Source organism: Devosia submarina, from assembly GCF_003056345.1.
In the GTDB taxonomy this organism is placed as follows: domain Bacteria; phylum Pseudomonadota; class Alphaproteobacteria; order Rhizobiales; family Devosiaceae; genus Devosia; species Devosia submarina.
Genome location: NZ_PYWB01000004.1, coordinates 75870 through 88217, shown reverse-complemented (window position 1 = coordinate 88217; position 12348 = coordinate 75870). Strand labels below are relative to the sequence as shown.

The 12348-nt window shown below is 60.6% G+C and carries 9 protein-coding genes; 5 read left to right on the top strand and 4 right to left on the bottom strand.

Annotated features, from left to right (window positions below):
- Positions 1 to 20: 20 nt before the first annotated feature.
- The 5 genes from DDE77_RS06795 to DDE77_RS06775 all read left to right on the top strand — a co-directional run bounded on the left by DDE77_RS06795 (position 21) and on the right by DDE77_RS06775 (position 6801).
- Positions 21 to 1244, top strand: a complete 1224-nt coding sequence (locus DDE77_RS06795; RefSeq protein ID WP_108396937.1) for an argininosuccinate synthase — start codon at positions 21 to 23, stop codon at positions 1242 to 1244.
- 132 nt (positions 1245 to 1376) lie between these two features.
- On the top strand, positions 1377 to 3482 hold the full coding sequence (locus tag DDE77_RS06790) for an EAL domain-containing protein (RefSeq protein ID WP_157959701.1): 2106 nt from the start codon (positions 1377 to 1379) through the stop codon (positions 3480 to 3482).
- 199 nt (positions 3483 to 3681) lie between these two features.
- Complete coding sequence (gene typA / locus DDE77_RS06785) at positions 3682 to 5499, top strand: translational GTPase TypA (protein WP_108396703.1); 1818 nt, start codon at positions 3682 to 3684, stop codon at positions 5497 to 5499.
- Positions 5500 to 5613: 114 nt separating this feature from the next.
- Positions 5614 to 6222 (top strand): DedA family protein, encoded by a 609-nt coding sequence (locus DDE77_RS06780; protein WP_108396702.1) that lies wholly within the window; start codon positions 5614 to 5616, stop codon positions 6220 to 6222.
- A 288-nt stretch (positions 6223 to 6510) separates the two neighbouring features.
- On the top strand, positions 6511 to 6801 hold the full coding sequence (locus DDE77_RS06775; protein WP_108396701.1) for a YggT family protein: 291 nt from the start codon (positions 6511 to 6513) through the stop codon (positions 6799 to 6801).
- On the opposite strand, the gene DDE77_RS06770 is transcribed toward DDE77_RS06775, so the two are convergent.
- The 4 genes from DDE77_RS06770 to DDE77_RS06755 form a co-directional block, all read right to left on the bottom strand.
- Complete coding sequence (locus tag DDE77_RS06770) at positions 6802 to 7821, bottom strand: sensor histidine kinase (protein ID WP_108396700.1); 1020 nt, start codon at positions 7819 to 7821, stop codon at positions 6802 to 6804.
- Between the two features lie 195 nt (positions 7822 to 8016).
- Positions 8017 to 10161 (bottom strand): sodium-translocating pyrophosphatase, encoded by a 2145-nt coding sequence (locus DDE77_RS06765; protein ID WP_108396699.1) that lies wholly within the window; start codon positions 10159 to 10161, stop codon positions 8017 to 8019.
- A gap of 162 nt (positions 10162 to 10323) precedes the next feature.
- Positions 10324 to 10932 carry a chloramphenicol phosphotransferase CPT family protein gene (locus DDE77_RS06760; protein ID WP_108396698.1) on the bottom strand — a complete coding sequence of 203 codons (609 nt, stop codon included), beginning with the start codon at positions 10930 to 10932 and terminating at the stop codon, positions 10324 to 10326.
- Complete coding sequence (locus DDE77_RS06755) at positions 10929 to 12278, bottom strand: serine hydrolase (RefSeq protein ID WP_108396697.1); 1350 nt, start codon at positions 12276 to 12278, stop codon at positions 10929 to 10931. The genes DDE77_RS06760 and DDE77_RS06755 overlap by 4 nt, the downstream gene beginning before the upstream one ends.
- Positions 12279 to 12348: the final 70 nt, after the last annotated feature.

The following is a 12348-nucleotide window of genomic DNA, read 5'->3' as shown; positions in this document are numbered from 1 at the left end:
CCACGAAAAGCGCAAAGATCATGGCAAACAACATCAAGAAAATCGTGCTGGCCTATTCGGGCGGCCTCGACACCTCCATCATGCTCAAATGGCTGCAGGAACATTACCAGGCCGAGATCGTCACCTTCACGGCAGATCTGGGCCAGGGCGAAGAACTCGAGCCCGCGCGCAAAAAGGCCGAGATGTTCGGCATCAAGGACATCCGGATCGTTGATCTGCGCGAAGAATTCGTGCGCGATTTCGTGTTTCCCATGTTCCGCGCCAATGCCCTTTATGAGGGCCAGTACCTGCTGGGCACCTCCATTGCGCGCCCCGTGATTGCCAAGCATTTGGTCGATATCGCACGCGAAACTGGCGCCGACGCCATCGCCCATGGCGCTACCGGCAAGGGCAATGACCAGGTCCGGTTTGAGCTCACCGCCAATGCTCTGATGCCCGGCCTCAAGGTCATTGCCCCCTGGCGCGAATGGGATCTGCGCTCGCGCACCGCGCTTCTGAGCTATGCCGAACAGAACCAGATCCCGATCGCCAAGGACAAGCGCGGCGAGGCCCCGTTCTCGGTGGATGCCAATTTGCTCCACACCTCGTCCGAGGGCATGGTGCTGGAAGACCCCGCCGTGCCATTCCCCGATTATGTCCCCCAGCGCACCACCGATCCCGAAAAGGCGCCCGACACGCCCGAGATCATCACCATTGGCTTTGAAAAAGGCGATGCCGTTTCCGTCAATGGCGAGGCACTGTCTCCCGCAGCGCTGCTCACCAGGCTCAACGAATTGGGCGGCAAGCACGGCATTGGCCGGCTGGATTTGGTGGAAAACCGCTTCGTTGGCATGAAGTCCCGCGGCCTTTACGAAACACCGGGTGGCACGATCCTGCTGGCGGCGCACCGCGGCATTGAATCCATCACGCTTGATCGTGGCGAGGCTCACCTCAAGGACGAGCTCATGCCCAAATATGCCGAGCTGATCTATAACGGCTTCTGGTATTCGCCCGAGCGCGAAATGCTGCAGGCCCTGATCGACAAATCGCAGCAATATGTAACCGGTGAAGTGACAGTAAAGCTCTACAAGGGCTCAGCCAATGTCACGGCCCGCACCTCGCCCTATTCGCTCTATTCCATGGATCTGGTGACCTTCGAGGAAGGCGCCGTGGCCTATGACCATCATGACGCTGAGGGTTTCATCCGGCTCAATGGCCTGCGCCTCAAGACTTGGGCTGCGCGCAACAGCAAGGCCAGCCGCTAAGGCCGGAAAGCTGGTCAGATTAGTTGCGGGCCTCCTTAATGGCCCGTTAACACGATCCGACTAGCGTCACCCGAAGCGTCGCGCAGGAGCCGGAACGGGAGATCTGGGGTGCAGGCATGGGATGCAAGCAGCTTGGGTGGGAAGGCTGAAGCGCTGCTGCTTGATGCAGCGCTTGAGAATATCCCCTATGGCTTTTGCGTCTGGTCGCCCCAGTTCCGCCTCGTCATGTGGAACAAGAACTGGCGCGACCTCTATGGCTTCGACAAGTCCCAGGTGCGCCGGGGCATGACCCTTGAAGAGGTCGTGCAACTCTCCATCAACATGGGCAATCATGGCGGGCTGACCCTCCATGATTTCTATGAAAGCTATACCGAAGAGCTGCTCGCTAACAGGAGCGGCGTGCGCATCAAGAGCCGCGAAGTTGTCCGGGGGGATCGGACCATCGAGCGCGCCCATGTTTATTCGCCTGAGCTCGGCTGGGTCATCACCCACGAGGACATCACCGACGGCCTGGCGCGCACCGAAATCGTCGAAAAACGCAAGCTCGAGCTGGAACGGCAGAACATTCGCCTGGACGCTGCGGTCAACAATATCTCCCAAGGGCTCTGCATGATGGACGCCCGTGGGCGGCTGGTGATCTGCAATGAGCCCTATGCCCGCATCTACAATCTGCCCGAGAAACTGCTCCGTCCCGGAACGCCGTTGAAGGACATTTTGAGCCATCTGTTCGACATGGGCATGAGCGCGACTGGGTCGCGGGAAGAATATCTCGCCTGGCGCAATGACGTGATCGCCCGGCGCGAATATGGAAAAAATGTCCACGAGCTCAATGGCCGCGTTATCATGATGCAGCACCATCCCATGAAGGATGGTGGTTGGGTTTCAACGCACGAGGACATCACGGAGCAAAAGCAGAACGAAGCCCGCATCCGCCATTTGGCGCGGCACGATGCCCTGACTGATCTGCCCAACCGCATCGAATTCCTTGAGCAGATGGCCAAGATGGAGTCGGGGCTCAGTCGCGGTGAAATGGCGGCGGTGCTTTATATTGACCTCGATCACTTCAAGGCGGTCAACGACACGCTTGGCCATGCCGTGGGCGATGAAGTTATCAAGCAGGCCTCCGCCCGTCTTTGGGGCACAACGCGGGAAACCGACGTGCTGGCGCGGCTGGGCGGTGACGAGTTCGCCCTTCTTATGCGCCCGGTCGATGCCGTCGGCGATGCGGCGAAGGTGGCTGATCGGATCATCAAGGCCATTGGCGCCCCGATGTTTATCGGCGGGCAGCAGATCGAGATCGGGGCTTCGGTGGGCATCGCTGTCGGGCCGGGCGATGGCGTCAAAACTGATACCCTGGTCAAGAACGCCGACCTTGCCCTCTACAAGGCCAAAAGCGAGGGCCGTTCCACCTACCACTTCTTTGAAAGCGGCATGGACAAGGCACTCCAGCAAAGGCGCTCCATCGAGGCGGGGCTGAGGCTCGCGCTGCAGCGCAACGAATTGCGCCTAGTCTACCAGCCCCTGCTGGGCCTTGCGGAAAACCGCGTGAGTTGTGTCGAGGCCTTGCTGCGCTGGGAACATGAGGGGCGCACCATTTCCCCGGTCGAGTTCATCCCGATTGCCGAAGAAACCGGGCTTATTGTCGCCATTGGCGATTGGGTCCTGCGCGAGGCGCTGCGCACCGCTGCCACTTGGCCCAACCATGTCAGGGTGGCCGTCAACCTTTCGCCCGTTCAGTTCAAGAGCCGTGACCTTGTTTCGACAGTTCGAACAGCGCTGCGCGAGGCTGGCGTAGCGGCCGAGCGGCTCGAGCTTGAGATCACCGAATCCCTCTTGCTCAACGACAACGAAACCAATCTGCGCGCGCTGCATGAGCTGCGTGCCATGGGCGTCCGCATCTCCATGGACGATTTTGGCACCGGCTATTCCTCCCTGAGCTATTTGCGCTCCTTCCCCTTCGACAAGATCAAGATCGACCGCTCCTTTATGGCGGACCTGACCATTCGCAAGGACAGCCAGGCCATTATCCAGGCCATTATCGGCCTGGGCAAAAGCCTGGGCATGACCACCACGACCGAAGGCGTTGAAACCGAGGAGCAGCTTTCCCTGGTTCGCCAGCACGGGGCCACAGAAGTGCAAGGGTTCCTGTTTTCCCCGCCCCTTACCCCAGGCGCCTTGGCCAATTTGCTCCAGATCGACACCTTCAACAGCCAGGTGCCGCACAAGAAAGCCTCCTAGACGAGCGCAAGCGCAACCCAGTATTGCACCGGCCGTGCTTGCCGGATTTGCCATTCTGCTGTAATGCAGCCTCAAATGCGCCAGTCCCGTTTGTGCGACGGCTTGGCGCCTGTTGTTTCCTGCATGATTCAGCCGTTTTTGCCGCCCTGTTTTGCGGACGGTTTTTTGGGATCATGCCAAAGAGGCCGGATTCCCCTTTATGTCTTTGCGCAATATCGCCATCATCGCCCACGTTGACCACGGCAAGACCACGCTGATCGACGTCCTGCTCAAGCAGTCCGGCTCCTTCCGCGAGAACGAACGCGTCGAAGAACGCGCCATGGACAGCAACGACATCGAGCGCGAACGCGGCATCACCATCCTGGCCAAGGTCACGAGCCTGCTCTGGAAAGACACCCGCATCAACATCGTCGACACGCCCGGCCACGCCGACTTTGGCGGTGAGGTCGAGCGCATCCTGTCCATGGTCGATGGCGTGGTGCTCCTGGTGGACGCGGCTGAAGGCCCGATGCCCCAGACGAAGTTCGTGCTTGGCAAGGCCCTGGCACAGGGTCTGCGGCCCATCGTTGCCATCAACAAGATCGATAAGTCTGACGAGCGTCACCTTGAAGTGCTCGAAGAAATCTTCGACCTGTTCATTGCGCTTGACGCAACGCCAGAGCAACTCGACTTTCCGGTGCTTTATGGCGCGGCCAAGCTTGGCTGGATGGCCAATGAGCCCGACGGTGCGCGCGAAAGCCTTGCGCCTCTGCTGGACAAGGTCATCGAGCACGTGCCCGAGCCAAAGGTCGAAGAAGGCCCATTCCGCATGCTGGTCACCACCATCGAACGCAACCCGTTCCTTGGGCGCATCCTGACGGGCCGCATTTTTTCGGGTTCGGTCAAGGCTGGCGATGCCATCCACACGCTGAACCGCGAAGGCAAGGTCGTCGAGAAGGGTCGCGTCTCCAAGGTGCTGGCGTTCCGCGGTCTTGAGCGCAACCCGATCGAGGAAGGCGTGGCTGGCGACATTGTTGCCATTGCTGGTCTCGAAACCACTACCGTTGCCGACACCATTGCAGTCCCTTCGGTTTCCGAGCCGATTGCGTCCAAGCCGATCGATCCGCCGACCCTGTCGGTCACCTTCCGCATCAATGACGGCCCGCTCGCCGGCCGTGAAGGCGACAAGGTGCAGTCCCGCGTCATCCGCGAGCGCCTGATGCGCGAAGCCGAAGGCAATGTCGCGATCCGCGTCACGCCGGGTGAAGACAATGATTCGTTCGATGTTGCCGGCCGCGGCGAATTGCAGTTGGCCGTGCTGATCGAGAACATGCGCCGCGAAGGGTTCGAGCTGACCATTGGCCGCCCAAAGGTGCTGTACAAGGAAGAAAACGGGGTCAAGCTCGAGCCGATCGAGGAAGTCATCATCGACGTCGATGACGAGCACACCGGCGCGGTCGTCCAGAAGCTGACCGAACGCAAGGGTGAACTCACCGACATGCGTCCCTCCGGCGTTGGCCGCACGCGTATCCGCCTGCTGGTTCCCACCCGCTCGCTAATCGGCTATCAGGCTGAACTGCTGAGCGACACCCGCGGTACAGCTATCTTTAACCGCCTGTTCCACGAATTTGCCCCCTTCAAGGGCGAGCTGGCCAGCCGTCGCACCGGCGTGCTGATCTCGAACGGCACCGGACAGTCCGTGGCCTTCGCCTTGTGGAATCTGGAAGATCGTGGCCCGATCATGATCGACGCTGGCGTCGACATCTATGAAGGCATGATCATCGGCGAGCACTCCCGCGAGAACGATCTGGAAGTGAACGCGCTCAAGGGCAAGCAGCTGACTAACATCCGCACCACCAGCAAGGACGAGGCCGTTCGCCTGACCACGCCCAAGAAGCTGACGCTGGAACAGTCGATTGGCTACATCGCCGACGATGAATATGTGGAGGTCACGCCAAAGTCGATCCGCCTGCGCAAGATCTGGCTCGATCCAAACGATCGCAAGCGCATGAGCCGCGCCGCCGCCAAGTCGGCATAAGCGGCACAGTCTTATTGAAAATCGTGATTGCCCGGCTTGTCCGGGCAATCTATTTCCGGACCCGCGGGGTAAAAGCCCGGTGGTGACGGCTATGATCAAGGGCGGGGTGAACCCATGAGCGACTTCATTATTGGGCTTATTACCCAATGGAGCTATCTGGGCATCTTCCTCCTGATGGTGGCGGAAAACATCTTTCCGCCCATCCCGTCCGAACTCATCATGCCCTTTGCTGGCTATGTGGCCGCCAATGGCGAACTCAACGTTATCGGCGTTCTTGTTGCGGGAACTCTCGGTTCGCTCGTGGGCACCTCTGCCTGGTATTTCGCCGCCCGGCTGCTGGGTCTCGATCGCTTTGTCTGGCTCTGCAACAAGCTGGGCCGTGTCGCCACCCTGAGCGAAGACGATGTTGACAAGGCCGATCACTGGTTCAAGCGCCACGGCATCTGGGCCGTGCTGATCGGCCGCTTGATCCCGGCGATCCGCACCCTCATCTCGGTGCCGGCAGGCCTTGCGGCCATGCCGTTTGGCCAGTTCCTTCTGATCTCGGCTATCGGCACGCTGGTCTGGACCGCCATCCTGACCGCGGCAGGCTATGTGCTCCAGGCCAATTTCCACGCCGTTGAAGCCTGGGTGGATCCAGTTTCGACCGGGGTCGTTGTGCTGGCAGTGGTGATTTATCTCTACCGCTTCGTCACCTGGAAGCCGATCAAGGACATTGGCTGACCATTCGCGTTCTGCGATTGCGCTTTGCAATTTGCAAGGCAGAACGCGGCCATCACCTCGCGCCTTTACCCAAGCTTAAGAGCTGGACCCCGGTTTGTGGGCCCATCCGACTTGGCACGCTTCGTGCAATCTTTGTTGCGTCCGGAGATTGTTGTTTTGCGTACCGGACCAAAGCAGTCATGGGCCTCGTTCTGTGCGACCGGAGCGAGGCCCGCGCTTTTTGGGTCGCACCTTGTTCGGGGCGCTGCTACCGATTAGATAAGCCCCAGCTTTGTTCCGGAGACGCCCATGCGCGCCGTGCTTGATATTATTCTTCTGATTTTGCAGCTGTATTGGTGGGTGGTGCTGGCCATGATCATCATGAGCTGGCTGATTTCCTTTAACGTCATCAACACGCGCAATCAGTTCGTGGAATCGGTCTGGCGCGTCCTCAACCAGCTGACAGAACCGGTCCTGCGCCCGATCCGCCGGGTTATGCCCAATCTGTCGGGGCTGGATCTGAGCCCCATCATCCTCTTCATCATCCTGTTCTTTATCGAACGGGTGATCATTTATTACATCTATCCGAACGTCTTCTGATTAGCCGTCCGATTGCGCGCCGGCTAGGTTCGCCAGTAGCCTGAAGCGCAGCCCCCCCGGCTCGAAATCGAGCCAGGCCCGGCTGGCTGTGCCCGATAATCCGCCTTGCACGAGGCGGGTGCCAAAGCCCCGGGTTGCCGGATGGGTCACAGCCGGCCCGCCGCTTTCAGTGAAAACAAGTTCAATGGCAGGCTCGCCATCCATTTCGGCGAGCCTCCAGACGATCTCAATACGCCCATGCGGCACCGAGAAACAGCCGTGCGTTGCAGCATTGATGCTGAGCTCATGAAGGATCAGGGCAAGCGACAGGGCAGCTTTGGGGCCCAGGACCAATTCGGGACCCTCAAGGCTCACACGCCGCTGGTCGAGCATGTGGGTGCCCGTTTCGACCAGTGCCCGCATGGGAACCCGTTCACCAGGGCTGTGCATCAACAGATCATAGGTGCGCGCCAGCACATCGAGCCGCGCCGCGATCATTTTCTTGGCCGTGTCGGGTGAATAGGTGCCGCGCAGCGTTTGATTGACGATGCTCTGCACCACAGCCATCTGGTTCTTGCTGCGATGGTTGTGCTCTGAACTTAGACTGTGAAGGGCCTGCTGCGCTCGGTGGTGCTCGGTGATGTCGCGCGAAATAGCCAGAAGGCGTTGCGGGCTGCCATCCTGCCCGACCAGGGGGCTGACTTCCACGTCCCAGAAGCGCCAATTGCCAGCAAAGCTGTCCCGCGCCATCGAGAAGCGACCGATGCTGCCGCCCTGCGCGGCCGCCAGAGCCTCCATCGCACCCGGATTAGGTTCGGGCCACAATCGGGCCCAAGGCAAGTGGCGCAGGGGCTCGAAGTTAGTGACTTCCATCAAGCGCCGCCCGCCTTCGTTCATGAACAGCAGATTGCCCTCGAGGTCGAGGACCTTGATGCAGTCCCTGGATCGGGCAAAGAGGCTCGCGAGCAGCGTTGCATCAGACGCAAAGTCCCGCTGCTCAAACGGCGCAGAATGGTCGGGCCGATCGTGGCTTTGTGTCATGCGGCAGAACTGGTCCCGGGACAGACTCGATAGGCATGACCCTAGCACAATGCTCCGGGGCAGTTGAGGCTAGGCTAGGTTAATTTAAATCAGGTCAGGCTTGTCTTGGCTTTTCGCCTGCGGTCGCTGAGTCGTTGGCGCCAAAACAAAAGGCCCGGGATCGCTCCCGAGCCTTTATCCGCCTTTTTCGCTGCGTCAGCCCAGATGAGCCAGAATGGCCAAGAGGAGCAGAGCCACGATGTTGGTGATTTTGATCATGGGGTTCACAGCCGGGCCTGCCGTGTCCTTGTAGGGGTCCCCGACAGTGTCGCCGGTCACGGACGCCTTATGCGCCTCGCCGCCCTTGTGGTGGGTCACGCCAGCCGAATCGGTGAAGCCGTCTTCAAAGCTCTTCTTGGCATTGTCCCAGGCGCCGCCGCCTGCCGTCATCGAAATGGCAACGAATAGACCGGTGACGATCACGCCCATAAGCATGGCGCCCAAGGCCGAGAACCCGGCCGCAGCCCCCGCGATCCAATAGATCACGAAGAAGACAACGATGGGTGAGAGCACAGGCAGCAGCGATGGCACGATCATTTCACGGATCGCCGCCTTGGTCAGCATGTCCACGGCTCGGCCATAGTCGGGCTTTTCAGTGCCGGCCATGATGCCGGGTCGCTCCTTGAACTGACGGCGCACTTCCACCACCACCGATTGGGCCGCGCGCCCCACGGCTGTCATGCTCATGCCACCAAACAGGAAGGGCAGGAGCCCGCCGAACAGCAGGCCCACCACCACGTAGGGGTCAGCCAGAGAGAAGGTCAGCGTGCCCATGCCGGCAAAGATCGCGGGGGCGTCAGGCAGGGAGGAGAAGTAAATGAGATCCTGCGTATAGGCGGCAAACAGCACCAAGGCGCCAAGGCCCGCAGAACCAATGGCATAGCCTTTGGTCACAGCCTTGGTAGTGTTGCCAACGGCATCGAGCGCGTCGGTATTATGGCGCACTTCCTTGTCGAGCCCGGCCATTTCGGCAATGCCGCCGGCATTGTCGGTCACCGGCCCAAAGGCGTCGAGGGCCACGACGATACCCGCCAGCGCCAGCATGGTTGCAACGGCAAAAGCAATCCCGAACAGGCCTGCCAAATTATAGGTGACGATAATGCCAGCGATGATCACGATGGCGGGCAGGGCAGTCGACTCCAGCGACACGGCCAAGCCCTGGATGACGTTGGTCCCATGGCCCGTGACCGAAGCTTCGGCGATGGAATTGACTGGGCGCCGGTTGGTGCCGGTATAATATTCGGTGATGACGATGATGAGGCCCGTGATCACCAGGCCTGCCACGCCGCACCAGAATAGCGACCAGGGGGTGAAGGTCTTGTCGGACGCCTCGATGGCGACGTTCATATCGCCGAACACCATCCAGAGCACCGGGATCAGCACAACGAGCGACAAGACGCCCGTGGCAATGATGCCCTTGTAGAGCGCGCCCATGATGTTGTTGTCAGATCCAAGCTTGACGAAATAGGTGCCGATGATCGAGGTGACGACGCAGGCGCCGCCAATGGCCAGGGGCAGGACCATGCCGGTGAGCTTGAATGCATCGGGCAGGATGATGGCCGCCAGGACCATGGTGGCGACAATGGTCACCACATAGGTTTCAAACAAATCCGCCGCCATGCCGGCGCAGTCGCCGACATTATCGCCCACATTGTCGGCGATGGTGGCAGGGTTGCGCGGATCATCCTCGGGAATGCCGGCTTCCACCTTGCCCACCATGTCGCCGCCAACGTCGGCGCCCTTGGTGAAGATGCCGCCGCCCAGGCGGGCGAAAATGGAAATCAGCGAAGCGCCAAAGCTCAGCGCCACGAGGGAATCGATCACCACGCGGTCGTTATAAGCGAACCCTAAGAACTGGGTCAGGATGATGAAATAGAGCGTGACGCCCAGCAGGCCGAGGCCCGCCACCAGCATGCCGGTGACGGCGCCGGATTTGAACGCGAGGTCCAGCCCTTTGCCTAGCGAGGAGATCGCGGCCTGCGCCACACGGACATTGGCGCGCACCGAGACGTTCATGCCGATGAAACCGGCGGCGCCCGATAGGACGGCACCGAGCAGGAAACCAATAGCCGCATAGGGCCCGAGCAGGAAAAAAGCGGCGACGAGAATAACGACACCGACGATCGCAATGGTGGTATATTGCCGGCGCAGATAGGCCGATGCACCTTCCCGGACGGCTGCCGAGATTTCCTGCATTCGGGCGCTGCCAGCATCGGCGGCAAGCAATTGTTGAGTGGTGATTACGCCATAAACTATAGACAGACCGCCGCACAGAACGATCAGCCACAATGCCAAAGTCATTCGAAACGTCCCTCTAGAGAATTCCTCCAGGGACTCCATGCGGGATCCAGCCGGTCCTCCAACCGACGTGGCGCCCACCCTCCGAGAGCCCCCTCCAGGAAGGGAGCTTAGCGGGATTATGGGGTTAAGCAATGGCGATTGCGATGTTTTGTCGCGCCTGTACTAGAACGCTGCTATTTGCTCCAGAGCCGGCATGCGGCGGGGAGGATGGTCAAGGGCATTGGCGATCTGCAGCACGCATTCGTCGGCATCGAGCAGGGACGTGTCCAGTTCCAGATCGTAAATCCCAGGCACATGCACCGCGTCCTGCCAGCGCTGCACCGGCTCTGGAATACCCGGGCCGCTGGCATAATAGCCATCCTGCGGATCGGCGTTGCGCCTTGCCATGATGATGTCGATGGGGCAGCGCACGCCAACGAAAAGGGTTTGCAGCCCCTCAAGGCGCTTGGCACAGGCCGGCAAAATGCCGAGCGGACGGGAATAGCTGTCATGGTGGCCAAGATCGGCCACCACATCGAAGCCGTGCCGGGCGTGGGCCGCGATGGAATCATAGGCGGCGAAAAACAAATTGGGAATGTCGACTTCAAGGTCGGGTCGCTCGCCGCCAGGCCGCAGGCCGATGCCGGGCCTGAGGCTGGCCGGCAGGGTCGCCATGGCGTGGTCCACCCCAAGATTGATCCAGCGGCCGTCCAGCTTGTCCTTTATGGCCCGAACAATGGTGGATTTGCCCGAGCGCGGCGCGCCGTTGAGGATGACGATGCGGCCGCTCATTTTCTTTGCCCCGGAATATCCTGCCCATTCTGGTGAAGCACAAGCCCGCTTACGACGCCATCCGCGCCACGCTGGAAGCTGATCTGGGCATCCACCTCGCGCAGGAAGAATTTGGTTTCGCTTTCGGGATAAGCGGCGAGCCTGGCCTGACCGCTCGCCTGGACAAACAGCTGGTCTCCCTCGGCGGTGACAGCGATGGAGAATTCGGGACCAAGCTCGTAATTGCCGACATAATCCCCAAGAACCGCCGGATCGATCTCGATAGCCTCGCGCTGCTGGGGCTGCGGCGCCAGCTGGGCCTGGGGATCGATCAGGTGAAAGCCAATGTCCTCGATGCCGGTTTGGGTCACGGCATTGGCGAGCACGATTGCCGCCTTGCCGGTTTCGCGATCAAAGCCGATGAAGCTGTTGAAGCCGCCGGTGATGCCGTTGTGCCAGACAGTGGTGCAATTGTCGTGGTCGAGCAGCATCCAGCCCAGGCCAATGGTCATGCGGGGTGTTCCGGCCGGCCTTGTGTGCTCCAGCATCAAGGCAAAGGCAGCATCGAGCGGCGTCTTGCGCTGGCCAGCGGCGGCCGCCGCAAATTTGGCAAGGTCGGCGGCGGTGGACACATAGCCTCCAGCGGGCGCGAAGATGTCGAAGGTCCAGTGGGGCACCGGCTCACCCGCCTGGTTGTGCCCGCCTGCAAGGCGCTGGGGATCGTTGGGCTGCAGCGCAGTGTCGGACATGCCCAGGGGATCAAGGATGCGCTCCTCTACGAGCTGGGCGTAAGGCTTGCCCGAAGTATGGCTAACGGCCTCGGCGAGCAGGACGGCGCCGATATTGGAATATTCAAACTGCGTGCCTGGGGCGCGCGGGAGCGTGAATTCGGCCAGAAAACGATAATAGGGTTCCGATCCATAGCCTGCATAGGGGTTGAGCGGATCGGCCTGCGCCAGGTCGGGGGGAATGGAGGGAAGGCCCGCGCTGTGGGTTGCAAGATCAGCCAAGGTGATCTGCTGGCCTTCGAACTGGGGGAGCTTGGTGCCTTGGGGAAGGTAGTTGGCAACTGGCGCCTCGAGGTCCATCGTGCCTTCGAGTACCATCTGCGCCAGCAGGAGATTGCCGAATAGCTTGCTGATCGAGCCGATCTCGAACAGCGTTGTTTCATCCACCGGCGTTTCCCCACCGGCATCAGCCGTCCCGAAGCTGGTGAATTGGGGCGTATTGTTTTCGATAGTGGCGGCAACAATGCCCACGCCCTGCCGATCGCGCTCGATGCGGTCAGACAGGATCTGCCCAGTGTCCTGGGCAAAGCCTGCGCTCATGGGCGCAAGCAGCATCAAGAGGGCAAGGACGTGACGCATATGGACCTCCCGGGCTTTAGCCGAGGAGCTTAGCGTCAGATGCGGCAAGGATGAGGCGAGCGGGTGGTGC